Annotated in this window: 17 protein-coding genes; 5 read left to right on the forward strand and 12 right to left on the reverse strand. The window is 71.2% G+C overall.

The window, feature by feature from the left end; translation table 11 throughout:
- Window positions 1-45 precede the first annotated feature (45 nt).
- From ACWGH0_RS26390 to ACWGH0_RS26430, 9 genes are all read right to left on the reverse strand, one after another.
- Entirely contained in the window at window positions 46-762 is a 717-nt protein-coding gene (locus tag ACWGH0_RS26390) for an ABC transporter ATP-binding protein (RefSeq protein WP_453406730.1), read from the reverse strand.
- Window positions 759-1,952 carry an ABC transporter ATP-binding protein gene (locus ACWGH0_RS26395; protein ID WP_453406765.1) on the reverse strand — a complete coding sequence of 398 codons (1,194 nt, stop codon included), beginning with the start codon at window positions 1,950-1,952 and terminating at the stop codon, window positions 759-761. The genes ACWGH0_RS26390 and ACWGH0_RS26395 overlap by 4 nt, the downstream gene beginning before the upstream one ends.
- A gap of 5 nt (window positions 1,953-1,957) precedes the next feature.
- Entirely contained in the window at window positions 1,958-3,691 is a 1,734-nt protein-coding gene (locus ACWGH0_RS26400) for a branched-chain amino acid ABC transporter permease (RefSeq protein ID WP_453406766.1), read from the reverse strand.
- A gap of 5 nt (window positions 3,692-3,696) precedes the next feature.
- Window positions 3,697-4,629 carry a branched-chain amino acid ABC transporter permease gene (locus ACWGH0_RS26405; RefSeq protein WP_453406731.1) on the reverse strand — a complete coding sequence of 311 codons (933 nt, stop codon included), beginning with the start codon at window positions 4,627-4,629 and terminating at the stop codon, window positions 3,697-3,699.
- A gap of 124 nt (window positions 4,630-4,753) precedes the next feature.
- Window positions 4,754-5,986 carry a branched-chain amino acid ABC transporter substrate-binding protein gene (locus tag ACWGH0_RS26410; protein WP_453406732.1) on the reverse strand — a complete coding sequence of 411 codons (1,233 nt, stop codon included), beginning with the start codon at window positions 5,984-5,986 and terminating at the stop codon, window positions 4,754-4,756.
- A gap of 576 nt (window positions 5,987-6,562) precedes the next feature.
- Entirely contained in the window at window positions 6,563-6,976 is a 414-nt protein-coding gene (locus ACWGH0_RS26415; protein ID WP_453406733.1) for a hypothetical protein, read from the reverse strand.
- A gap of 51 nt (window positions 6,977-7,027) precedes the next feature.
- The gene (locus ACWGH0_RS26420; RefSeq protein WP_453406734.1) at window positions 7,028-7,924 is read right to left on the reverse strand and encodes a trypsin-like serine protease; all 897 of its coding nucleotides are present in this window, start codon (window positions 7,922-7,924) and stop codon (window positions 7,028-7,030) included.
- 663 nt (window positions 7,925-8,587) lie between these two features.
- The gene (locus ACWGH0_RS26425; RefSeq protein ID WP_453406735.1) at window positions 8,588-9,058 is read right to left on the reverse strand and encodes a PaaI family thioesterase; all 471 of its coding nucleotides are present in this window, start codon (window positions 9,056-9,058) and stop codon (window positions 8,588-8,590) included.
- 50 nt (window positions 9,059-9,108) lie between these two features.
- Window positions 9,109-11,388 carry an FdhF/YdeP family oxidoreductase gene (locus tag ACWGH0_RS26430; protein ID WP_453406736.1) on the reverse strand — a complete coding sequence of 760 codons (2,280 nt, stop codon included), beginning with the start codon at window positions 11,386-11,388 and terminating at the stop codon, window positions 9,109-9,111.
- 169 nt (window positions 11,389-11,557) lie between these two features.
- On the opposite strand from ACWGH0_RS26430, the gene polA reads away from it, so the two are divergent.
- A complete protein-coding gene (gene polA, locus ACWGH0_RS26435) occupies window positions 11,558-14,218 on the forward strand; it encodes a DNA polymerase I (protein WP_453406767.1) in 2,661 nt (886 codons plus the stop codon).
- Between the two features lie 30 nt (window positions 14,219-14,248).
- Here polA and ACWGH0_RS26440 read toward each other — a convergent pair whose 3' ends face one another.
- Window positions 14,249-15,145 carry a DUF4184 family protein gene (locus ACWGH0_RS26440; protein WP_453406737.1) on the reverse strand — a complete coding sequence of 299 codons (897 nt, stop codon included), beginning with the start codon at window positions 15,143-15,145 and terminating at the stop codon, window positions 14,249-14,251.
- Window positions 15,146-15,336: 191 nt separating this feature from the next.
- Between ACWGH0_RS26440 and ACWGH0_RS26445 the strand changes: the two genes are divergently transcribed.
- The 3 genes from ACWGH0_RS26445 to ACWGH0_RS26455 all read left to right on the forward strand — a co-directional run bounded on the left by ACWGH0_RS26445 (window position 15,337) and on the right by ACWGH0_RS26455 (window position 18,470).
- Window positions 15,337-17,148, forward strand: a complete 1,812-nt coding sequence (locus ACWGH0_RS26445; protein ID WP_453406738.1) for a lytic transglycosylase domain-containing protein — start codon at window positions 15,337-15,339, stop codon at window positions 17,146-17,148.
- A 174-nt stretch (window positions 17,149-17,322) separates the two neighbouring features.
- The gene (locus tag ACWGH0_RS26450; protein ID WP_453406739.1) at window positions 17,323-17,460 is read left to right on the forward strand and encodes an SPW_0924 family protein; all 138 of its coding nucleotides are present in this window, start codon (window positions 17,323-17,325) and stop codon (window positions 17,458-17,460) included.
- 14 nt (window positions 17,461-17,474) lie between these two features.
- Window positions 17,475-18,470 carry a DUF3068 domain-containing protein gene (locus ACWGH0_RS26455; RefSeq protein WP_453406740.1) on the forward strand — a complete coding sequence of 332 codons (996 nt, stop codon included), beginning with the start codon at window positions 17,475-17,477 and terminating at the stop codon, window positions 18,468-18,470.
- Between the two features lie 326 nt (window positions 18,471-18,796).
- Here ACWGH0_RS26455 and hrpB read toward each other — a convergent pair whose 3' ends face one another.
- Together hrpB and ACWGH0_RS26465 are read right to left on the reverse strand one after the other, a co-directional pair.
- Complete coding sequence (gene hrpB / locus ACWGH0_RS26460) at window positions 18,797-21,382, reverse strand: ATP-dependent helicase HrpB (RefSeq protein WP_453406741.1); 2,586 nt, start codon at window positions 21,380-21,382, stop codon at window positions 18,797-18,799.
- A gap of 4 nt (window positions 21,383-21,386) precedes the next feature.
- On the reverse strand, window positions 21,387-22,253 hold the full coding sequence (locus ACWGH0_RS26465) for a class I SAM-dependent methyltransferase (protein WP_453406742.1): 867 nt from the start codon (window positions 22,251-22,253) through the stop codon (window positions 21,387-21,389).
- Between the two features lie 361 nt (window positions 22,254-22,614).
- Here ACWGH0_RS26465 and rpsA point away from each other — a divergent pair, with 361 nt between their 5' ends.
- The gene (gene rpsA, locus ACWGH0_RS26470) at window positions 22,615-24,129 is read left to right on the forward strand and encodes a 30S ribosomal protein S1 (protein WP_453406743.1); all 1,515 of its coding nucleotides are present in this window, start codon (window positions 22,615-22,617) and stop codon (window positions 24,127-24,129) included.
- Window positions 24,130-24,287: the final 158 nt, after the last annotated feature.

The raw sequence follows: 24,287 nt of genomic DNA on the forward strand, positions 1-24,287 counted from the left end.
CCCCCGCGCAGTGCGGGGGCGGCCTCTTGCTGTGCGTGGGTACGGTCAGTCCTCGCCGAGGTACGTCTTGCGGACGGACTCGTCGTGGAGCAGCTCACGGCCGGGGCCGGAGAGCTTGATCGTGCCGATTTCCATGACGTGCGCCTGGTCCGCCAGCGAGAGCGCGGCCTGGGCGTTCTGCTCGACGAGCAGGATGGTCGTGCCCTGTGCCTTGAGTTCGACGATGGTCTCCATGATCTTCTGCATCATGATCGGGGAGAGGCCCATCGACGGCTCGTCGAGCATCAGGAGCTTGGGCTGGGACATGAGCGCGCGTCCCATGGCCAGCATCTGCTGTTCACCGCCCGAGAGGGTGCCCGCGGCCTGCTTGCGGCGCTCTCCCAGGATGGGGAAGAGGTCGTAGGCGCGCTGGATGTCCTTCTCGATGCCCGCCTTGTCCGTCCGCAGGAACGCTCCGAGCTGGAGGTTCTCGGCGATGGTCAGGCGGGGGAAGATGTGCCGGCCTTCGGGGGAGTGGGCCAGCCCGAGGGACACGATCTTGTGCGCGGGTACCCCGTGCAGCGGCTTGCCGTCGAACAGGATGCGGCCGCCGGAGGGCTTGAGCAGTCCGGACAGTGTCCGCAGGGTGGTGGTCTTGCCCGCACCGTTGGTGCCGATGAGGGTGACGACCTGGCCGGCTTCGACGCTGAAGGAGATGCCCTTGACGGCCTCGATCTTGCCGTAGGCGACCCTGAGGTCCTCGACCTCGAGGAGAGCGGTCACTGGGTTTCCCCTTCCGGGCTGGTCTTGCTGGTCTTGCTGGTGGTGCCCTCGGCCTGGGTGGCTTCGGTGGCCGCGGCCGACTCGGTCGCCCCGGCTTCCTCGGCGGCCCCGTCGGCCGAAGCTGCCTCGGTCGGCTCGGCGGTCTCAGCGGCCTCGGCGACCTCAGCGGTCTCGGCGGCCTCAGCGGCTTCGGCGGCGTTCGCCTCAGCGGCGGCAGCCTCCTCGGCGGCCTCAGCGGCCTCGGCGGCCTCGACCTCGGCGGCCTCGCTGGCCTCGGCCGCTTCGGTCGCCTCCGTCGCTTCGGCCGACGTGGCCCGGCTCGCCCCGGCCGCCTCGGCCACCGCTTCGGCGGCCTCGACCTCGGCGGCCTCCTCCGCGCCGGGTGCGCCCTCGAAGGGCGTACCGAGGTAGGCGGCGACGACGCGCTCGTCGCCCTGGACGACGGCGGGTGTGCCTTCGACGAGCTTCTCGCCCTGGACGAGGCACGCGACGCGGTCGCAGAGGTTGAAGATGAAGCGCATGTCGTGCTCGATGACGAGTACGGCGATGCCCTGGTCCCGGATCGCGAAGATGAGCTCTTCGGTGACGCGGGTCTCCTGGGGGTTCATGCCCGCGGTGGGCTCGTCCAGGAGCAGCAGGCCGGGGTCGCTGGCGAGGGCGCGCGCGATTTCGAGCTTGCGCTGCTCGCCGTAGGGGAGGTTGCGTGCGAGGTGGTCGGCCTTGTGCTCCAGGCCGATGAACTCGAGCAGTTCCATGGCCCGCTTGTGCGACGCGGCTTCGGCCTTCTTGAAGCCGGGGCCGCGCAGGAGGGCCGACCAGAGGCCCTCCTTGGTCCGGGTGTGGCGTCCGACGAGGACGTTCTCCAGAACGGTCATGTTGGCGAAGAGCCGGATGTTCTGGAAGGTACGCGCGATGCCTGCCTGGGTGACCAGGTGGGGCTTGGGCGGCAGGACGGTGCCCTTGTACGAGACCTTGCCCTCGGTGGGGACGTAGAGCCCGGTGAGGCAGTTGAAGAAGGTGGTCTTGCCGGCGCCGTTGGGGCCGATGAGACCGACGATCTCGCCGGCGTTGACGGTGAGGTCGACCGAGCGTACGGCGGTGAGGCCGCCGAAGCGCATGGTGACGCCGCTGGCGTCCAGGACCGTGGTGGTCTCGGCGGTTGCGGCGGTGTTCTCGGTGGTGGTCGTCATGTCGTTCACGCCCCCGCCTTCGTGATGCCGACGCCGGAGTCGGGCAGGCCCTTTTCCGGGACGTCGAGTTGGTCGGTCTCGTGGTACTCGAGCTGGGCGCGCCGGTTGGCGATGAGGCCTTCGGGGCGGAAGCGCATGAGGAAGATCAGCGCGATGCCGAAGCCCAGCAGCTGGTAGTCCTGGAGGAACTGCAGCTTGGCGGGGATCATGTAGAGGAGCGTGGCGCCGATGAGGGGGCCGCTGATGGTTCCCATGCCGCCGAGGATGACGGCGGCGAGGAGGAAGGCGGAGTTCGGCGGTACGGGTCCGGCGAAGACGTACATCTCGGGGACCACGGTGCTCTGTACGTGTGCCTGGACGGTGCCGGCGAGGCCGGCGAGCGTGGCGCCGAGGGCGAAGGCGATGAGCTTGACGCGGAAGCCGTTGATGCCCATGGCGGTGGCGGCGGTCTCGTCCTCGCGGATGGCGACCCAGGCGCGGCCGATGCGGGAGCTGCCGGCGCGGCTGAAGACGAGGACCACGAGGATCATCGCGAGCAGCATCAGCAGGTAGTAGTTGGCGTACGACCCGAGTTCGAAGCCGGCGATGGTGTGGGATTCGCCGAAGTCGTATCCGAAGAAGTTCAGGTCGGGGACGTTGGGTACGCCGTTGGGGCCGTTGGTGACCTGCGGGCCGGACACGCCGTCGAGGTTGCCGACCGTGATGCGGAAGATCTCGCCGAAGCCGAGGGTCACGATGGCGAGGTAGTCGCCGCGCAGCCGCAGGGTCGGGGCGCCGATGACGACGCCGAAGATCAGGGAGACGACGCCGCCGGTGAGGACGGATGCCCAGAAGGGGAACTGGACGTCGAACGCGGATGCGGTGGTGCCCGAGACGAGGGCGGCGGTGTAGGCGCCGACGCCGAGGAAGGCGACGTATCCGAGGTCGAGGAGTCCGGCGAGGCCGACGACGATGTTCAGGCCGAGAGCGACGGTCGCGAAGATGAGGATGTTGACCGCGATCAGGGTGAACTGGTCGGTGTTCTGGGTGAAGGGGAAGGCCGCTGCGGCGACGAAGGCGGCTGCGACGGCGATCGAGCGGTACTTGGCGGTGAGTGCCGACAGGCGCGCCATGAGGCCGGCCTTGAAGAGGGCGGCGATGCCGAACCCGGCGGTGATCATGTAGCCGGTGAAGAGTTCGGCGTACTCGGTGTCGATGCCGTAGGTGACGACGAACAGGCCGATCGCGAAGGCGGCGACGATGATCAGGATTTCCGCCCAGGAGGGCAGTTCCTTGGGGCGGCGGGCCTTGCGGGTGTCGTCGGGCAGCTGGAAGGCGGCGGCGACGGGGATGACGGAGGCCACGGCCGCGATGAAGCCGCCCGGCTCCAGGTGGACGAAGCCGCCGAGTTCGACGGCGATGGCGATGACCGTGAACCAGGTGGTGCCGAGCGCGCCGAGCGCGGCGAGGCGCAGGGCCGAGGTGGTGCCGGTGGGCGCGAGCCAGCGCAGGCCCTTGATGTCCAGTGCGGCGAGGGCGAAGAGCGTGGTGAGGATGCCCGCGACGAGGGTGAGGACCTGGAGGCCGCCCGGGTATCCGTAGACGGTGAGGTCGCCGGGGAACTCGTCGGTGTAGGTCCAGGACAGGAAGGTGCTGGCGATGGTGGCGAGGCCGCCCGCGGCGGTGAGCCAGCGGAAGAGGTCTGCCTTGGCGCCGGTGTCCGCGGTCGCCGTGTTGGCTGTCGTGGTGTCGGTTGTCATGGCTCTCACGCCCGATCCGCGACGCGCTCGCCGAGCAGGCCCTGTGGCCTGACGAGGAGCACGACGATGAGAAGTACGAATGCCCAGACGTTGGCCCAGGCGCCTCCGCCGAGCTGCTGCATCCCGGGAATCTCTTCGATGTAGGCGATCGACAGGGCTTCCGCGAGACCGAGGACGACTCCGCCGACCATGGCCCCGTAGATGTTGCCGATGCCGCCCAGGACGGCGGCGGTGAAGGCCTTGAGTCCGAGGATGAAGCCCATTTCGAAGTTGATCTGGCCCTTGTCGAGGCCGTACGCGACGGCTCCGACGGCGGCGAACGCGGCACCGATGGCGAAGGCCATGACGATGATGCGGTCGGTGTTGATGCCCATCAGCTTCGCCGTGTCGGGGTCTTGCGCGGTGGCCTGCATGGCGCGGCCGCTGCGGCTCTTGGCCACGAAGAGGCCGAGGGCGAGCATGCACAGGGGGGCGAGGACGAGGACGAAGGCGTCGGCGCGCTGGAGGTAGAGGTTGTCGAAGATCTTGAACGACTCGCCCTGGAACTCCGGGAAACTGCGCGGCTTCTTCGCGTCGGGGTAGAAGCCCCAGACGAGCTGCTGGAGAACGATCGAGAGGCCGATTGCGGTGATGAGCGGAGCGAGCCTGGGGGCGCCGCGCAGGGGGCGGTAGGCGAAGCGTTCCGCTGCCGTCGCTACGGCGACGGAGGTGATGGCGCCACCGATGATCATGACCGGGATGGCCACGAGGAGCGTTGTCCCGCTGGGGAGCACGAGGTATGCGGTGAGGGCGCCGAAGCCCCCGATCATGAAGATCTCGCCGTGGGCGAAGTTGATGAGCTGGACGATGCCGTACACCATGGTGTACCCGATGGCTATCAAGCCATAAAGGGCGCCGAGTGCAAGGCCGTTGGCCAGCTGTTGCGGCAGTTCGTGCACCGCAGGGCCTCCGATGAGCTTGTCGGATATGACACCGCGCGAGGGCGCTGTTGCGCCCTCGCGCGGTTCGATCAGATGGATCGGGTGAAGCGGTTCAGGCAGGTGGTGCGGGGACTGTGAAGGATCAGTCCTCGAAGGTGGCGGACTTGACGTCCTTCCAGACCTTGCCCTCGACCTTGTAGACGGTGAGCTGCTTGTTCGTGGTGTCGCCGTACTGGTCGAAGGCGACCTTGCCGGTCACACCGTCGAAGGAGACCTTCGACATGGCCGCGAGGACCTTGGCGCGGGCGTCCTCGGGCAGCTTGCCGTCGTTCTCCGCGACGACGGCCTTGACGGCCTGGACGACGGCCCAGCCGGCGTCGTACGAGTAGCCGCCGTAGGCCGCGTACGGGTCGTCGTACTTCGCGGCCTCGTAGTCGGCGATGAACTTCTTCGCCGTCGGGAGCTTCTCGACCGGGTAGCCGATCGAGGTCGCGAAGTCACCGTCGTTCGCGACGCCGGAGGCGCTGATGAACGCGGGGTCGTAGATGCCGTCGCCGCCCATGGTGGGGATCTTGGCGCCGGTCTTCTTGATCTGGTCGGAGAGCAGGCCGCCCTCGGGGTACTGGCCACCGAAGTAGACGGAGTCGGCCTTCGCCGCCTTGACCTTGTCGGCGGTGCTGGAGAAGTCGGTCTCCTTCACCGTGACGTGGTCGGTGCCGACGACCTTGCCGCCGAGCCGCTTGAACTCGGCGGAGAAGATCGCGGCGAGGCCGGCGCCGTAGGTCTGCTTGTCGTCGACGACGTAGACCTTGCGCTTCTTGGCGTCGTTGTAGAGGTACTGCGCAGCGAACTTGCCCTGGACGACGTCCGTGGCGGCGGTGCGGAAGTACGTCTTGAACGGACGCTGCAGGTCGCCCTTGGCCCAGTTGTCACCCTGGCTGAGCGCCGGGTTGGTGTTCGCCGGGGAGACCTGGACGACGCCGGCCTTCTCGAAGACGCTCTGCATCGACTGGGCGACGCCGGAGTTCAGCGGGCCGACGACACCGATGACGTCCTTGTTGCCTACGAGTTTGGTGGCGTTGGTCTGGCCGGAGGCAGGAACCGCCTGGTCGTCAAGGCCTTCGATCTTGAATTCGACGCCCGGGACCTCGTTGTTCTTGTTCGCGGTCTTGGCCGCGAGGTCCACCGAGTTCTTGATGCCCTGGCCGAGCGCGGACAGCGAGCCGGTCAGCGGGACGGAGACACCGATGACAACGGTGGTCTTCTTGCTGCTGTCGTCGCCGCCCTTGGCGTCGTCGCGCGACCCACAAGCGGTGAGCGTCAGTGCTCCGGTCGTGAGCGCTGTGGTGAGTATGAGCAAAGAACGGTGTCGCACGAAAGGTCCTTTCCCTGGCGCGGCCTCCTCTGCTGAGGTGCCGTGACGATCGCCGGGCCGTACTGGTCGATACAGGGGCCGTGCAGCAGACGCGCCCGGCGGCGCGGTGACTGGCCGTGACTCTAGGCGGAGGTGGAGGGGTCGTGGAGGTGTGAAGTCAGGATGTGACGCTCTTGTTATGCCAAGGCCAATGCTGGGTGGGGCAGTGTGGACAGATGGGTTGAAAGTTCACCGACAAGAAAGTCCGCATGCTGAGAATTCCCAGTTCCGCAGCAGCGCTTGAGGTGATCAAGCCGTGGGCTGCCGAGGGTGCCCATAACGCTCTCGGGCGGGTGGCCGGGGTCAGGTGTCGAGCGCGAAGCGCCGGATCCCGTTCGCACCGCTGTTACGTAGTGTTACGCCGACGCAATGTGCCCCCTCGCGGGGTGCTGCGGCCGGCGTGCTGACCTGCGCCGGACGCCTCGGCGGCGCGCTCGGGCAACTACCCTGCGCCAAGCGGGACTTGGGAAACTGCGGTGCGGGAGTAGGCGTGGAGGGCGGGGGCGGGAAGCGGGCGGGTCCGCGTCGGGCCGCAGCTCAGCGGGGCGGGCGCCAGTTCTCCGAGCTGCCGGTCGCGCCGTTCGCGGCCCTGCACGCCTCGCCGGCCAGGCGGTCGATCAGCCGCAGGCCCGCCACGCGCCCCCGCCGGGCGGCCTCGGCGCGACCGGCGGCGAGGACCTCCTCGTGGATCGCGTACTGCTCGTTCGAAAGCCCCTTCTGCTCCCAGTCGAGCCCGGCCCACTTGCCGCCCCTGAGGGCTTCGCCCGCCCAGTAGGACACCAGCTTCGCGCAGGTCACATGGGGCGGCGGCGGGGCGGTGCTCGGCGGCGCGGGCTGCCCGGCCGTACGGGAGGCCGAGCAGCCCGCGAAGGTCATGCAGCCCGCGAAGGTCATGACGGCCACCAGGACGCAGGCGGCGTACCCGGCCCGCGCGTGCGCTCCCGTCTCCATGAGGGGAACGCTAGGTCGTCACAATCCGTGACACAACAGGACGAGCGTGCCCTACGGCAGCTTGGTGAACGGGGCGAGGAAGGCGCGGGCTCCCGCGGTGTCCAGCCGGTAGGTGACGTTGGTGGCGTAGCAGGGGGTGTCGCCGGTGATGGTGGTGGCGACCAGGGTCCGCTTCCCGCCGAGCGTCGCGAAGTTGGGGCCGCCCGAATCGCCGTAGCAGGCACCGCCGTTGCCCTGGGGGGCGGTCATGGACAGGCGCAGCCAGGCGTCGTTGAGCGCGTTGTACGTGACGGGGGCCTTCATGCGTACGCCGCCGCCGGGGTGGGTGTGGCCGCCGGGGCCGCGCTCCGCTTCCCGGGTGCCGTATCCGGCGACGGTGAAGTCGGTGTCGTCGAGGCCCTGCGGGCCGAGTGCGTCGAGGGCGCCGGCCTTGGGGAGCGTGGCGGGGCTGAACGTCCAGCGTGCCTTGACCTGGGCGGCGGGCAGTTCGACGACGGAGATGTCGTGGGTGTCGGAGGCGGGGCCGGGGTAGGCGGGGTGGTTGTGGGCCGCCCCCGGGACCGCCACGGCGCGGGCCACCGCCGCCGGGTCCGAGGGGTGTTCGGCGGCCGCCTTGTCGAGTCCGGCCTGCACGTCCTGGTCGAGGGAGACGTAGAACCGCACGTTGTCGGGCCAGTCGGTGGTGCAGTGCGCCGCCGTGAGGAAGGTGTCGGCGTCGATCATGGTGCCGGAGCAGACCCAGTCGACGCGGTCCGGGGTGGCGGGGTTCGCGTCGGCGTCCCAGGTGGCGACGAGTGCCCCCACCTCGGTTCGCTCGGGTGCGGGCGTCGCGTTGTACGAGTTGATCGCGGCGGACGGCAGGGCCGCGGCCAGCACGAGCGCGAACGCCCCGGCGGTGGCTGCGGCGGCTGCGGTGGTGCGTGCTGCGGTGATGCGTACTGCGGTCAAGAGAACCCCTTGTGTGTGACGGACGGGTGCCCTCCTGTGGGGGTGGACGACAGTGAACCGGTTCGCTGTCCGGTGGGCAAGCGTGCTGTTGACGCGGGGAGTTGACACTGTGTGAGGTGGGACGGTTGCGGGTGCGGTCCTGCGGCGGCTGGGGGAAGCCGCCCGCGCGGACCGTCGAGCCGCCTGGCCGCCCGCTCTTCGCGGTGGTCGGCGCGGTGTGCGCGGGTGTGCGACGGGCGTTGCGGCCGACCGCGATCGTCACCGCGCGTGATGGCCGTACCGCCGGGCCGCGGCTTCGGCGCAAGGATTCGGCTCGGGCGCGGTGACGGATCGGCGGGCGTCACGGGAGCGTCGGCGCAGGGGTGTCTCGCGGACACCGGGTACGTATATCGAACAGGCGCCGGTGGCCGGAAAGCGCTTCATGAGGCCGGTTCTTGACCGGACGGGGCGCCCGTAACCGGACATCCGGGGCGCGTCGCGGTCGGGCCGCCGCAGGTGGTCAATGCGGGACGAAGCGGGGCGTGCGACGCGGCCGGCCCCCGTGTGGGTCACAGGCGCAGGTGTGGCTTTGGAGGCGATATCGGACACCGGGACCACACGCTGCGTCACCACGGCCCGGACGGACGTGTCGATCCGTCCGGGCCCACCACGGCGGAGGTCCGGTCAGCCGCCGACGGCCTGGGCGTCGCGCAGCAGACAGGTGAGCCGGGCGGTGCACACCCGCTTGTCCTGATCGTCGGTGATGACGACTTCGTACGTAGCGGTGGAGCGCCCGCGGTGCACGGGGGTGGCCACGCCCGTCACCAGGCCGCTGCGGGCGCCCCGGTGGTGGGTGCAGTTGAGGTCGACGCCGACGGCGATCTTGGAGGCGCCGCCGTGGAGCATCGAGCCGATGGAACCGAGGGTCTCGGCGAGCACGGCGGAGGCCCCGCCGTGCAGCAGGCCGTACGGCTGGGTGTTGCCCTCGACGGGCATGGTCCCCACGACGCGCTCGGCGGACGCCTCGACGATCCGCACGCCCATGCGGGTGCCGAGGTCCCCGGCGGAGAAGAGAGCGGGCAGGTCGACGCCCAGCTGGGCGTACTCGTCGATGACCTCTTGCGGGAACTTCACAGCTGCGGTCTGCTCGCCCATGGGGCCCGGCTCCGATCGTCGTACGGTGTCCATCGTCCTTAAGCGAACGCTTAGGCGGTTGCCGATTGTTCCAGACGTACGACGACGGACTTGCTCGCGGGGGTGTTGCTGGTGTCCGCGGTGGCGTCCAGCGGTACCAGGACGTTGGTCTCCGGGTAGTAGGCGGCGGCGCAGCCGCGCGCGGTCGGATAGTGGACCACGCGGAATCCGGCGGCGCGCCGCTCGACGCCGTCCTTCCACTCGCTGACGAGGTCGGTGTACACCCCGTCGGCCAGGCCCAGTTCGCGGGCGTCGTCGGGGTTGACGAGGACGACGCGCCGGCCGCCCCTGATGCCCCGGTAGCGGTCGTCGAGGCCGTAGATCGTGGTGTTGTACTGGTCGTGCGAGCGCAGCGTCTGGAGCAGCAGCCGGCCCTTGGGCAGCTCGGGGTACTCGACGGGCGCGGCGGTGAAGTTCGCCTTGCCGGTGTCGGTGGTGAAGCGGCGGGCGTCGCGCGGGCCGTGCGGCAGGGTGAAGCCGCCGGGGCGGGCGACTCGTGCGTTGAAGTCCTCGAAGCCGGGGACGACGCGGGAGATCCGGTCGCGGATTGTGCCGTAGTCCTTCTCGAAGTCCTCCCACGGCGTGGCCGAGCCGGGGCCGAGGACCGCGCGGGCCAGGCGGGCGACGATGGCCGGCTCCGACAGCAGGTGCGGGCTCGCGGGGGCGAGGTTGCCGCGCGAGGCGTGCACCATGCCCATGGAGTCCTCGACCGTGACGAACTGCTTGCCCGCCGCCTGCACGTCCTTGTCGGTGCGGCCGAGGGTGGGCAGGATCAGCGCGCGGGCTCCGGTGACGGCGTGCGAGCGGTTGAGCTTCGTCGACACGTGGACGGTCAGGCGGGCCCGGCGCATCGCGGCCTCGGTGACGTCGGTGTCGGGGGTCGCGCCGACGAAGTTGCCGCCCATGGCGAAGAAGACCTTGGCCTCGCCGTCGCGCAGCGCCTGGATGGACCGGACGACGTCGAAACCGTGGTGGCGCGGCGAGGTGATCCCGAATTCCTTGTCGAGGGCGTCGAGGAAGGCGGGGGCCGGGCGCTCGAAGATGCCCATCGTGCGGTCGCCCTGCACGTTGGAGTGGCCGCGCACGGGGCACACACCGGCGCCGGGGCGGCCGATGTTGCCGCGCAGCAGCAGGAAGTTGACGACTTCGCGGATGGTCGGCACGGCGTGCTTGTGCTGGGTCAGACCCATGGCCCAGCACACGATGGTGCGCCGCGAGGCGAGGACCATGGCGAGCGCCTGCTCGATCTCCGCGCGCCGCAGGCCGGTGGCGGCGAGGGTCTCGTCCCAGTCCGCCCCGCGCGCCGCGGCGGCGAAGTCCTCGTACCCGTGCGTGTGCTCCCGTACGAACTCCTCGTCGACGGCGCCGTCCGCCTCGATGATCAGCTTGTTGAGCAGCCGGAAGAGGGCCTGGTCGCCACCGAGGCGGATCTGGAGGAAGAGGTCGGTGAGGGCGGCGCCCTTGATCATCCCCTTCGGCGTCTGCGGGTTCTTGAAGCGTTCGAGCCCGGCCTCGGGCAGCGGGTTCACCGAGATGATCTTCGCGCCGGCCGCCTTGGCCTTCTCCAGCGCGGTGAGCATGCGGGGGTGGTTGGTGCCCGGGTTCTGCCCGGCGACGACGATCAGGTCGGCCTGGTGCAGGTCCTCCAGCGAGACGCTGCCCTTGCCGATGCCGATGGTCTGCGTGAGGGCCGAGCCCGAGGACTCGTGGCACATGTTGGAGCAGTCCGGCAGGTTGTTGGTGCCGAACTCGCGGGCGAAGAGCTGGAGCAGGAACGCCGCCTCGTTGCTGGTGCGGCCCGAGGTGTAGAAGACGGCCTCGTCGGGGGAGGCGAGCGCCCGCAGCTCCTCCGCCATGATCTCGAAGGCGCGCTCCCAGGTCACCGCGTCGTACCGGTCGGCGCCCTCGGCCAGGTACATGGGCTGGGTGATGCGGCCCTGCTGGCCCAGCCAGTACCCGCTGCGCGTGGCGAGGTCGGCGACGGGGTGCGCGGCGAAGAAGTCGGGCGTGACGCGGCGCAGCGTCGCCTCCTCGGCGACCGCCTTCGCGCCGTTCTCGCAGAACTCCGCCGTGTGCCGCTTGTCCTCCTCCGGCCAGGCGCAGCCGGGACAGTCGAAACCGTCCTTCTGGTTGACCTTGAGGAGTGTGCGCGCGGTGCGGCGCACGCCCATCTGCTGCTGCGCCGCCTTCAGCGTGTGCCCGATGGCGGGGAGCCCTGCCGCGGCGTGCTGCGGGGCGGCGACCTGCGGCGCGTCCTGGATCGGGTCACCTGTGGGCGGCTTGGCGGCCATGGCGCTCCCCTTTGAGCGTGCGGTGGTGTCACGTACGCCTTCGATCCTGTCACGCGGCACCGACAGCGCGACGCCGCGGGCCGGATTGTCAGTGGTGCCGCCTAGGATCGGGGGCGTGTCAGAGACAGCATCGAAGAAGCCCGCAGAAAACCGTCCGCGCCTGCTCCTCATGGACGGGCACTCCCTGGCGTACCGAGCGTTCTTCGCGCTGCCCGCGGAGAACTTCACCACCGCGAGCGGCCAGCCGACGAACGCCATCTACGGCTTCGCGTCGATGCTGGCGAACACGCTGCGTGACGAGGCGCCCACGCATTTCGCGGTGGCCTTCGACGTGTCGCGCAAGACGTGGCGCTCGGCCGACTTCCCGGAGTACAAGGCGAACCGTTCGAAGACCCCGGACGAGTTCAAGGGGCAGGTCGAGCTGATCGGTGAGCTGCTGGACACCATGAACGCCGAGCGCTTCGCGGTGGACGGCTTCGAGGCCGACGACGTCATCGCCACGCTCGCCACCCAGGCGGAGGCCGCGGGCTTCGACGTGCTGATCGTCACCGGCGACCGGGACTCGTTCCAGCTGGTCTCCGACCACGTGACCGTGCTGTATCCGACCAAGGGCGTCTCCGAGCTGACCCGGTTCACTCCGGAGAAGGTCCAGGAGAAGTACGGGCTGACTCCGTCGCAGTACCCGGACTTCGCCGCCCTGCGCGGCGACCCGTCGGACAACCTGCCGGGCATCCCCGGTGTGGGGGAGAAGACCGCCACGAAGTGGATCAACCAGTTCGGTTCGTTCGCGGAGCTGGTCGAGCGCGCCGACGAGGTCAAGGGCAAGGTCGGGCAGGCCCTGCGCGACCACCTGGAGTCCGTGAAGCTCAACCGCCACCTGACCGAGCTGGTGCGCGACGTGGAGCTGCCCAAGGCCGTGGCGGACCTGGAGCGCGCGCCGTACGACAGGACCGCGCTGAAGGGGTTCCTGGAGGTCCTGGAGATCCGCAACCCGAGCCTGCGGGAGCGGCTGCTCGCGGTCGACCCGGGCGCGGAGGAGGAAGAGGCCCCGGCCCCGGACGCCGGCGTCGAGCTGGACGGCACGGTGCTGCGCGCCGGCGAGCTGGCGTCCTGGCTGGAGCAGCACGGCGGGCAGCCCCTGGGCGTGTCCACCGTGGCGAGCTGGGCCCTGGGCGTCGGCAATGTCAGCGAGGTCGCGCTGGCCGCGGCCGACGGCGCGGCGGCCTGGTTCGACACGACCGAGCTGGACGAGTCCGACGAGCGGGCCTTCGCCGCCTGGCTCGCCGACCCGGCCCGCCCGAAGGTCATGCACAACGCCAAGGACGCGCTGCGGGTCTTCCCCGAGCACGGCTGGTCCATCGAGGGCATCTCGATGGACACCGCGCTGGCCGCCTACCTCGTCAAGCCCGGCCGCCGGTCGTTCGCGCTGGACGCCCTGTCCGTCGAGTACCTGCACCGCGAGCTCGCCCCGGCCGCCGCCGACGGGCAGCTGGCCTTCGGGTCCGACGAGGACGACCAGGCCGAGGCCGACGCCCTGATGGCGCAGGCCCGCGCGGTCCTCGACCTCGGGGACGCGTTCGGCGTGAAGCTGAAGGAGGTGGGCGCGACCGAGCTGCTGCACGAGGTGGAGCTGCCCACGTCGCTGCTCCTGGCCAGGATGGAGCGGTACGGCATCTCCGCCGACCGCCCCCACCTGGAGGCGATGGAGCAGCAGTTCGCCGGCGCGGTGCAGCAGGCCGTGAAGGAGGCGCACGCCTCGGTGGGCCACGAGTTCAACCTCGGCTCGCCCAAGCAGCTCCAGGAGGTCTTCTTCGGCGAGCTGAACCTGCCCAAGACGAAGAAGACCAAGACCGGGTACACCACGGACGCGGACGCGCTGGCCTGGCTGGCCGCCCAGACCGAGCACGAACTGCCGGTCATCATGCTGCGCCACCGTGAGCAGGCCCGGCTGCGGTCCACCGTCGAGGGGCTGATCAAGACCGTCGCCGGCGACGGCCGGATCCACACCACCTTCAGCCAGACGGTCGCGGCGACCGGCCGGCTCTCCTCCACCGACCCGAACCTCCAGAACGTGCCGGTGCGCACGGACGAGGGCCGTGCCATCCGCCGCGGGTTCGTCGTCGGCGAGGGCTTCGAGGCCCTGATGACCGCGGACTACAGCCAGATCGAGCTGCGGGTCATGGCGCACCTGTCGGAGGACGAGGGCCTCATCGAGGCGTTCACCTCCGGCGAGGACCTGCACACCACCGTCGCCTCGCAGGTGTTCGGCGTGGAGCGGTCCGCGGTCGACGCCGAGATGCGGCGCAAGATCAAGGCCATGTCGTACGGACTCGCCTACGGGCTGTCCGCCTTCGGCCTCTCGCAGCAGCTCAACATCGACGCGGGCGAGGCGCGGGCCCTGATGGACACGTACTTCGAGCGGTTCGGCGGGGTGCGGGACTACCTGCGGCGGGCCGTCGACGAGGCGCGGGCCACCGGGTACACGGCGACGATGCTGGGCCGCCGCCGCTACCTCCCCGACCTCAACAGCGACAACCGCCAGCGCCGGGAGGCCGCCGAGCGCATGGCGCTCAACGCACCCATCCAGGGCACCGCGGCCGACATCGTGAAGGTCGCCATGCTGAACGTCGACCGGGCGCTGACGGAAGCGGGCCTCAAGACCCGGATGCTCCTCCAGGTCCACGACGAAATCGTCCTGGAACTGGCCCCGGGGGAGCGGGAGCGGGTGGAGGAGCTCGTCCGCCGCGAGATGGCGGGCGCCGTCAGCCTGCGGGCCCCGCTGGACGTGTCGGTGGGTGTCGGAACCGACTGGGAGTCCGCAGCGCACTGACCGGCCCGCCGGCTCCTCCGGGAAGCGCCGTCAGTCGCCGGACCGGCCGGTCCGCCCCGCCCGTACGGGGAGGTGCGGTCCGTCCGGCGACGGCGGGAGGCCGTCCGCGGCGGCCGCCCCCGGCACCGTGCGGCGGACCCACAGCCGCACCCCCACGGCGTACAGGACGAGCCCCACGGCGAGCCCCGCCCCGGCGCCGAAGCACGCGGTGGGCACGAAGTCGAGCGGCCTCAGAGTCACGCTCTGGGCGGCGTACCACCGCACGCACCGGTGTACGACGCCGGCCAGCACGCACAGCGCGAGCAGCCCCCCGGCGACCTGCCTCCCGCGCGCGGGGAGCAGCGGCACGGACGCGGGGGCGGGGCCGTCCGGCCGCCGCCGCAGGGCCGAGACCGTGAACCACGTCAGCACCGCGAGGGCCACCGCGGAGCCGCCGTACTGCGCGTACATGTACACGGGGAAGCCGGCGACGATTTCGCCGAGCACCGGGAACGCCCGCATCCCCCACCGGTCGACATGGGTGAAACTGTCCCAGACGACGTGCGTGCAGCTGCCGATGACGGCCGAGAGGCAGAACCGCCACGCCAGCGAGGGGAGTTGCGCGCCCCGCCAGTCCTCGCCGCGTACGAAGCCGTGGAAGCGGGCCTGCCTGCGCCGTGGCACCAGTGCCAGCAGGGGCTCCCGCATCACCAGCCACAGGCCGACGAGGGCCGCCGTGATGAGCACGTCGACCGTGACGAGACCCGTCAAGGAGTGGGTGACGTCCCCGAAACGCATCGCGGCCGGCGCGGCGGTGGCCGCGAAATAGGTCATGTCGGGCGCGAACGACCCTGCTACGAGGGCCGATGCGAGCAGTGGCCCGCGCCCGGTGCCGTCGCGTCGCAGGCCCGGCAGGACCGCCGCCGCGTGGCTCAGTGTGAACGGCAAAACTTCCCCCCTGCACCGCTTATGGTCGATGACGATCAGTATGCCGTCTGTGGTTCCGAGTTGAATTTTCGTGAACAAGCGGCAATAAGACGGCAGCGGCCGGTGTCCCGGCGACGCCAGTTGTCGTAATGTCGCCTGAGTCCTCGCGCTGGGGAGCGCGGAGACAGCCGATGACGGGAGGGGCCAGACGTATGGCAGCGCAATTCGGTCGCAGGCTGCGCAAGGGGGCTACAGCCACCACGGTGGCAGCGCTCGTGGTGGCAGCACTCTCGGCCTCGCAGGCGCCGGGCAGCACCATGACGCCCGCCGACCAGAGAGCCGCAGAGGCGATCGACCCGCCCGGCACTCCGGTGACGGGCGACTCGCCGTACTTCACGGACCTGCCGCCCCTGAACACCCCCAACAGGCCGAACAAACCGGGCACTTCGATCAATCTGCCCACGGTGACCGGCCCCGCCGAAGCCGGCATACCCGCCACCGTCCTCGCCGCCTACCGGCGGGCCGAGGACGCCGTCCGGGCCTCCCAGCCCGGCTGCCGCCTCCCGTGGCAACTGCTCGCCGCCATCGGCAAGGTCGAGTCGGGCCAGGCGCGCGGGGGACGGGTCAACGCCAACGGCACGACGCTGACGCCGATCCTCGGCCCGCAGCTCAACGGCGTCGGCTTCGCCAACATCTCCGACACCGACGACGGCGCGTACGACGGCGACGCGACGCACGACCGGGCGGTCGGCCCGATGCAGTTCATCCCGTCCACCTGGGCGACCTGGGGCCGGGACGGCAACGACGACGGCCGCAAGGACCCCAACAACATCTACGACGCGGCGCTCGCCGCGGGCAACTACCTGTGCGCCCACGACCGCGACCTGTCGGTGCAGAGCGACCTCGACCAGGCGATCCTCGGCTACAACCGCTCGCGGGAGTACCTGCGCACGGTCATGTCGTGGTTCGACTACTATCGGCGCGGCAACCACGAGGTGCCGGACGGCTTCGGCGTCCTGCCGGACAGCAGCGAACCGGACAGCCACCGCAACGCGGGCCAGAACGCCGGCGGGCGCGGGAACGGCAACGGCGCACCCACGACCCCGCCCACCACGACTCCGCCGTCGAAGCCCCCGGCCTCCGGGGAAGACAAGCCGGGCGGTGGCGGCGCCAAACCGCCGGCCAAGCCGCCGAAGACGCCGCCCAGCACCCCGCCGGACACGAATCCGCCCATCACGCCCCGGCCCCCGGCCCCGGCTCCCGTCGCCGTCCTCGAGCGGCTCGGCAGCGCGACCGTGACCGCGACGGAGGGGGAGAAGTTCCCGGACCGGCTGCGCGTACGGGCCAAGACCGTCACGGGCAAGACCGTCGCGGGCGCCAAGGTCCAGTTCCGTATCGCCGGCGACACGGCGGCGCGCTTCCCGGGCGCCGCGACCATCGTCGTCGTCACCAGCGGCGCCGACGGCATCGCCACCGCGCCCGTGCTCGGCGCGGGCGGCCGGGCCGGCCGGTTCGTGGTGCACGCCAAGGCGCTCGGCACCGCCGCGCCCGCCGTCGACTTCGCCGCCACGGTCAAGGCGAAGCCGGCGCCCGCGCCGCAGTCCGACGCGCTGGTCCGTACGTCGGACAAGGCGCTCACCGCCCCGACCGGCGGTCTCTTCGCCGACCGGGTCGAGGTGAAGGCGACGTACAAGGGCAAGGCGGCTGCGGGGGTCGGCGTGACCGCCACGATGGTCACGGGCGACGCCGAGAAGCCCGCCCTGAACGACAAGGGGCCGTACTTCAAGGACGCCGAAGGCAAGGCGGTCCGTACGCTGACCGCTCTCACAACCGACGCCAACGGCCTTCTGCAGCTGCCCGAGATCCACACCGACGGCAACGCGGGGACGTTCACACTGCGTCTCACGACCGCCGACGGCGTGGTCCTCACCGTCGAACTGACCGTCACGGCGCCCGCCGACCCGCCGGCGACCGACCCCTCGGCGGACCCGTCGGCCCCGCCGTCCGCCACCCCCACCGCGTAACCGCCGCTCCCACGGCGCCTGCCGTCGCCCCGCCCCGGACCTCTTCCGCGGCGGGGCGACGGCGTGTGCGGCCCGGTACGCGCCGGTGCGACCTGTTCTCATCTCGCGGCCACGTTGCTACGGTGCCCCCCGCCCATCAGTCTGACGTAGCATCAGATCTCGGGGAGGCCGAGCATGCGTGCTCTCGTCGCAGCCGCCGTCGGGCTGGCCGCCGCCCTCGCGCTCGTCCTCGCCGTCACCGCCGTCGGCCCGCCGCCGGGGGAGACCTCGCCCAAGCCCCTGCTGACGACCGTTCCCGGGCCGAAGAAGTAGAGGGGGCTCCCGCCGTGCGCCGCAGAGCCAGCCTCGTCCTCCTCGCCCTCGCCGTCTTCTTCACCGCCCTGTCGCCGCTCCTGCGCTGGTACGCCTTCCCGCGCCTCGCCAAGATCCCGCCCGGCCAGTACCAGGAGACGGTGCTGGAGGCGAGCCCCGCGACGCTGCTCGAGTACGACTCCATGAAGGCGAGGAAGGTCGACAAGGTCACCATCGTCCAGACCCTCAAGGGCAACGTCGAGGAGTCCGAGAAGATCGAACGCAGCGCCGGCCGGGACGTGGTCGTCTGGGACTCCCTCTCGTACGTCCAGGGCCCCGACGGCAAGATGGTCTCGGCCATCCCGGAGCGCTACATCTTCGACGCGCACAGCCAGGCCCCGGTGCACGCCACGGGCGAGTCGGTGGACGGCGACCGGGTCAGGCGCGAGGGCATCGAGTTCAAGTGGCCCTTCCTCACGGAGAAGCGCGACTACGCGTACTTCGACGCCCAGACCCGCACGTCCGCGCCGATCCATTACAGGGGCGAGCGGACGTTTCGCGGTATGGACGTCTACTACTTCGAGCAGACCATTCCGTGGACCAAGGTGAAGTACCCGAAGAAGATGCCCATGCCGGGGATCGACGCGACGAAGCTGGAGCAGCAGACCGGCACCACGCGCTGGTACACCACCCGTCGCATGTTCTGGGTGGACCCCGTCACGGGCGCTCCCGTGAACGGCGAGGAGGTCCACCGGGAGGAACTGCGCGGCGGCAGCCTCCTCGGCGGCCGTGCCAAGGTGACCGCTTTCGCCGGCCACGTGAAGATGCGGGAGGACTACGTCGACTCCACGGTCGAGCTGGTGAAGTCGAACCGCACGGCGGTGCTCATGCTCACGTCGTACCTCCCCTGGGGCTTCCTGCTCCTCGGCGGCTCCCTGCTCGCGCTAGCCCTCTACCTGGAGGCACGGGGGCGCGCCCCGCAGGACCCGGCCGGGGACGAGGCCCCACGCCCGGAAACGGTCACCGCCTGACCGGTCCGCGAAGCCGCCCGGCCGCCGCCCTGCGCAGCGAACGGTCCCGCGGCATTCCGACCGTTCCCGTGCACGGGCCGACAGCCTCTCGGGGACCACTCGTTCCCGTACGCGGCCGAAGGCGCTTCCGCTCGTTCCCGTACGCGCGCGGAGCCGCTCCCGGGCGTTCCTGTTACGCGCGCGGAGCCGCTCCCGGGCGTGGCGGCTCGCGCGCTCCGAGCGTTCCCGTGAACGGCGCTCGCGCCACCCGCCCGCCGTTCCTGTGAACGGCGCTCGCGCTCGCGAGCCACCCACCAGCCGTTCCCGTGAGCGGTCGATCGCCGGGATCAGCCGCGTGCGAGTCGCGCCTTCGTGTGCTTCGTCGGCACGGCCGCAGCCGGATCCTCCGGCCACGGGTGCTTCGGGTAGCGCCCCCGCAGTTCGGCCCGCACTCCCCGGTACCCGTCCCGCCAGAAGGACGCCAGATCGGCGGTGACGGCCGCCGGCCGCCCCGCGGGGGACAGCAGGTGCACCAGCACCGGTACTCCCGCCACCCGGGGTGTCTCGGCCAGCCCGAACATCTCCTGGAGCTTCACCGCCAGCACGGGTTGCTCCCCGCCGTACTCGATACGGACCCGCGACCCGCTCGGCACCTCGATCCGCTCCGGCGCCAGCTCGTCCAGCCGCGCCGCCTCCCCGGTCGCCCAGGGGAGCAGCCGGTTCAGCGCCTGCCCCGCCTCGATCCGGCCGAGGTCGGCCCTTCGGCGCGCCCGGGACAGCTCCGGCTCCAGCCACGCGTCGGTACGGTCCGCCAGCGCCGCGTCCGACACGTCGGGCCAGGGCGCCCCCCGCACCCTGTGGAGGAAGGCGAGGCGCTCCCGCAGCGCCCGCGCGTCGCGCGTCCAGCGGAGCAGCCCGAGGCCCTCGCGCCGCAGTCCGTCGAGCAGCGCTTCCCGTACGCGTTCCGGATCCGGCTGGGGAAGCGCCCGTACGGTCAGCTCGACCGCACCCAGGCGCCGCACGTGCCGCGCGACGACGTCCCCGCCCTCCCAGCGCACTTCCTCGCCCGAGACGAGCAGGTGCTCGGCGGCCCGCAGGGCGGTGTCCTCGTCCACGACGGCGGCGAGCCGCACGCGCGCGGAGGCGGAGTGCGCGGGCCGGTCGGCGACGGCGACCGCCAGCCATGGCGCGCTCCGCAGCCGGGAGCCGCCGGCCAGTTCCGCCCCGGTGCCGGACGCCATGAGGAAGGACCCTTCCCCGCGGCGTGCGGCGACCCGCTCGGGAAAGGCGAGGGCGGCCACCAGCCCCGCGACGGCATCATCGCCACCAGCACCAGCACCAGCACCAGCACCAGCACCAGCACCAGCACCAGCACCAGCACCAGCACCAGCACCAGCACCACCGCGTCCCGTGCCGTCGCTCTCCGGTTCACCCGCCGCCGAAGCCAGCCGCCTCGCCTCCTGGCGCCAGCGGGCCCCGTACGCGTCGTTCCCGCGGCGGGCCGCGCGCCAGGCCGCCGCCAGGTCGTCGCCGTACTCCCTCGGGGGTTCCTCGCTCAGCAGGGCGACCACCTCCGCCGCCCGGCGCGTGCCGACCTCGCGCGCGCCGTCGACGAGCGCCCGCGCGAGCCGGGGGTGCAGGCCCAGGCGGGCCATCCGTACGCCCCGCCCGGTCGGCCGGCCGGCACCGTCCACGGCCCCGATCGCCGCCAGCACCGTACGGGCCGCCGCCATCGCGCCCGCCGGCGGTGGATCCAGCAGCGCGAGCCCGCTCGCCTCCGGGTCGCCCCAGCAGGCCGCCTGGAGGGCGAACGCGGTGAGGTCCGCGACCTTGATCTCGGGCGAAGGGAAGCGCGGCAGCCGCGCGTCCTCGGCCTGGTCCCAGCACCGGTAGACCACGCCGGGCGCCTCCCGGCCGGCCCGCCCCGCACGCTGCCGTGAGGCCGCGTGGGAGGCCCGTACGGTCGTGAGGGCGCTCAGCCCCCGCGCATGGTCGGTACGGGGCTCACGTGCGAGACCGGAGTCCACCACGACCCGAACCCCCGGCACGGTCAGGCTCGACTCGGCCACCGAGGTCGCCAGCACCACTCTGCGCGGACCTGCCGAGCCGGCCAGCACCGCGTCCTGCACCGCCGCAGGAGCCCGCCCGTGCACCTGGAGCACCTCGGCCCCCACGGCGCCCAGTTGCCCGGCCACCCGCGCGATCTCGCCCACGCCGGGCAGGAAGCACAGCACGTCGCCCTCCCGCTCGGCGAGAGCCCTGCGCACCACGGCGGCCACGTGCGTCAGCAGAGCCGGGTCGACCCGCATGCCGTGCGGCGGCCGCACCGGCCGGGCGGGCGGGGCCCAGACCGTCTCCACGGGGTGCGACACGCCCTGCGCCTCGACCACCGGAGCGTCACCGAGCAGCCGGGACCAGCCCTCGGCGTCCGTCGTCGCCGAGGCGGCGAGCAGACGCAGCTCGGGCCGCAGGGCGGCCCGCACGTCGAGGAGGAACGCGGCGACGGTGTCCGCGTCCAGGTGCCGCTCGTGGCACTCGTCGAGGACGACCACGTCGACGCCGGCGAGTTCCTGGTCCCGCTGGAGGCGCTGGAGCAGCACACCGGTGGTGACCACTTCCACCACCGTGTCGCGCCCCACCACGCGCTCCCCGCGCACGGTGAAGCCCACGCGCCCCCCGACACGCTCGCCCAGCAGCCACGCCATGCGCCGGGCGGCGGCCCGTGCGGCGATGCGCCGGGGCTCCGCGACGACGACCCTCCGTACGGGCCGCCCGTCGCCGACGAGCCCGGCCAGCACGAGCGGCACCAGCGTCGTCTTGCCGGTCCCCGGGGGCGCGCACAGCACGGCGGTCCCGTGCGCGTCCAGGGCGCGCTCCAGCGCGGGCACGACGGTACGTACGGGAAGCCCCCCGAGGGCCTCGGCGCGGATCACGTCCCTAGTCCCGCACGCACACGAAGATCGCCGTTCCCGGGATCAGGTTCCCGCGCAGCGGGGACCAGCCGCCCCACTCCTGTGTGTTCCAGGACGGCCACTCCGGCTCCACCAGGTCGACCAGGCGAAAGCCGCCGGCCACCACGTCCCGTACGCGGTCGCCGATCGTCCGGTGGTGCTCCACGTAGACGGCGTTCCCCCGCTCGTCCTGCTCGACGTACGGGGTGCGGTCGAAGTACGAGGCGGCGACCGACAGGCCCTCGGGGCCCGGCTCGTCGGGGAAGGCCCACCGGATCGGATGCGTGACGGAGAAGACCCACCGCCCGCCGGGCCGCAGGACACGCCGTACCTCGCGGAAGACCTCCACCGGGTCGGCGACGAACGGCACCGCCCCGTACGCCGAGCAGGCCAGGTCGAAGGACGCGTCCCCGAAGGGCAGCCTTCCGGCGTCCGCCTGCACCAGGGGGACATCGCCCCCGATGCGCAGCGCGTGCTGGAGCTGCCGGTGCGAGAGGTCGAGGGCCACCGGACGGGCGCCCTGCGCGGCGAGCCAGCGCGAGCACTGGGCCGCCCCCGCGCCGATCTCCAGGACGTCGAGCCCCTTCAGGGACGCCGCCGCCCCCAGCAGGCCGGCCTCCGCCTCGTCGAGCCCCTCCGGGCCCCACACGAAGCGGTCGTCGCCGAGGAACGCCCCGTGCTCGCTCTGGTACTCGTCCGCGTTCCGGTCCCACCAGCCGCGACTCGCCCTGCTGCTCTCCGCCTCGCCGGCCTCGCGCCGCGTCGCCTCGCCCTCGTCGGCGTCGCCGGGCCCGTACGTGTCGAGGGCCTCGAAGGCGGCCGCGGCGTCTTCGGGGTCTTGGTTCTGGCTCATTGCGCCCGTCTGTCTCGTCTGCGTAGGCTCCGCTCGAACCGGTGGCCGCGGTGTGCCGAGCGGCCGTCGTGGCCTCGCCGAACATTGATTGTGCCGGGTATGGGAAGTTCCGCCCCGGGTGTGCGCCTTCGCGCATTGACCCTGCCCGGCTGCCCCCGTATGCTACAAGTTGCGCTGCGAGCCTGCGCACCTCAGACAGAGCAGGCTGCGCTTGCACCGGTTGTATGTCCCCTCGGTTGTCGAGGCCTTTCCGTTCCCCGGAATCGCGCCTCCTAGGCTGCCCGGCGTCAGCAGGTGCCGATACGGGCTCCCGGCGTAGCAGTACCTACGACTTACTGTCCGTACCGGAGCCCTTACCCACATGACGAGCAGCACCGAGACCACCGCTTCCACCACCCCGCAGGTAGCGGTCAACGACATCGGTAACGAGGAAGCCTTCCTCGCCGCGATCGACGAGACGATCAAGTACTTCAACGACGGCGACATCGTCGACGGCGTCATCGTGAAGGTCGACCGGGACGAGGTCCTGCTCGACATCGGTTACAAGACCGAAGGCGTCATCCCCTCCCGCGAGCTCTCCATCAAGCACGACGTCGACCCCAATGAGGTCGTCGCCGTGGGCGATGAGATCGAGGCCCTCGTTCTCCAGAAGGAGGACAAGGAAGGCCGTCTGATCCTGTCCAAGAAGCGCGCGCAGTACGAGCGCGCCTGGGGCACGATCGAGAAGATCAAGGAAGAGGACGGGATCGTCACCGGCACCGTCATCGAGGTCGTCAAGGGTGGTCTCATCCTCGACATCGGCCTCCGTGGCTTCCTGCCGGCCTCCCTCGTCGAGATGCGCCGTGTCCGCGACCTCCAGCCCTACGTGGGCAAGGAGCTCGAGGCCAAGATCATCGAGCTGGACAAGAACCGCAACAACGTGGTCCTGTCCCGCCGTGCCTGGCTCGAGCAGACCCAGAGCGAGGTCCGTCAGACCTTCCTCACGACCCTGCAGAAGGGCCAGGTCCGCTCCGGCGTCGTCTCCTCGATCGTCAACTTCGGTGCGTTCGTGGACCTCGGTGGCGTCGACGGTCTCGTGCACGTCTCCGAGCTGTCCTGGAAGCACATCGACCACCCCTCCGAGGTTGTCGAGGTCGGCCAGGAAGTCACCGTCGAGGTCCTCGACGTCGACATGGACCGCGAGCGCGTCTCGCTGTCGCTCAAGGCGACGCAGGAAGACCCGTGGCAGCAGTTCGCCCGTACGCACCAGATCGGGCAGGTCGTTCCCGGTAAGGTCACGAAGCTCGTTCCGTTCGGTGCGTTCGTGCGCGTCGACGAGGGCATCGAGGGTCTGGTCCACATCTCCGAGCTGGCCGAGCGCCACGTGGAGATCCCGGAGCAGGTCGTCCAGGTCAACGACGAGATCTTCGTCAAGGTCATCGACATCGACCTCGAGCGTCGTCGCATCAGCCTCTCGCTGAAGCAGGCCAACGAGTCGTTCGGCTCCGACCCGGCCTCGGTCGAGTTCGACCCGACGCTGTACGGCATGGCCGCGTCGTACGACGACCAGGGCAACTACATCTACCCCGAGGGCTTCGACCCCGAGACGAACGACTGGCTCGAGGGCTTCGAGACCCAGCGTGAGGCGTGGGAGAGCCAGTACGCCGAGGCGCAGCAGCGCTTCGAGCAGCACCAGGCTCAGGTCATCAAGTCCCGCGAGGCCGACGAGGCCGCCGCTGCCGAGGGCGCTGCAGCCCCGGCCGCCGGCGCCCCGGCTGCCTCCGGCGGCAGCGGTGGCGGCTCCTACTCCTCGGAGTCGGCGGACAACTCCGGCGCCCTGGCGTCGGACGAGGCCCTTGCCGCGCTGCGCGAGAAGCTGGCGGGCGGCCAAAGCTGACGCTCTGACCACCAGCTGGTGACCGGCTGAAAGCAAGGCCCGCTTCCCCCCGGGGAGGCGGGCCTTGCTCATGCCCGCACTCCGTGATCACGGAAGGGCGCCGACCGGGAATGCCCACGCCCCGCGGCACGTTCTTCCTGAGGAACACGAGGAGGAGC

It is taken from the genome of Streptomyces sp. NPDC054887 (assembly GCF_053610585.1).

What these genes read in the sequence shown, in the direction of transcription:
- ACWGH0_RS26395 (WP_453406765.1), bottom strand. Translation starts at nt 1,952, where the DNA reads ATGACGACCACCACCGAGAACACCGCCGCAACCGCCGAGACCACCACG.
- ACWGH0_RS26400 (WP_453406766.1), bottom strand. Translation starts at nt 3,691, where the DNA reads ATGACAACCGACACCACGACAGCCAACACGGCGACCGCGGACACCGGC.
- ACWGH0_RS26415 (WP_453406733.1), bottom strand. Translation starts at nt 6,976, where the DNA reads ATGGAGACGGGAGCGCACGCGCGGGCCGGGTACGCCGCCTGCGTCCTG.
- ACWGH0_RS26425 (WP_453406735.1), bottom strand. Translation starts at nt 9,058, where the DNA reads ATGGGCGAGCAGACCGCAGCTGTGAAGTTCCCGCAAGAGGTCATCGAC.
- ACWGH0_RS26430 (WP_453406736.1), bottom strand. Translation starts at nt 11,388, where the DNA reads ATGGCCGCCAAGCCGCCCACAGGTGACCCGATCCAGGACGCGCCGCAG.
- polA (WP_453406767.1), top strand. Translation starts at nt 11,558, where the DNA reads ATGGACGGGCACTCCCTGGCGTACCGAGCGTTCTTCGCGCTGCCCGCG.
- ACWGH0_RS26445 (WP_453406738.1), top strand. Translation starts at nt 15,337, where the DNA reads ATGGCAGCGCAATTCGGTCGCAGGCTGCGCAAGGGGGCTACAGCCACC.
- ACWGH0_RS26450 (WP_453406739.1), top strand. Translation starts at nt 17,323, where the DNA reads ATGCGTGCTCTCGTCGCAGCCGCCGTCGGGCTGGCCGCCGCCCTCGCG.
- ACWGH0_RS26465 (WP_453406742.1), bottom strand. Translation starts at nt 22,253, where the DNA reads ATGAGCCAGAACCAAGACCCCGAAGACGCCGCGGCCGCCTTCGAGGCC.
- rpsA (WP_453406743.1), top strand. Translation starts at nt 22,615, where the DNA reads ATGACGAGCAGCACCGAGACCACCGCTTCCACCACCCCGCAGGTAGCG.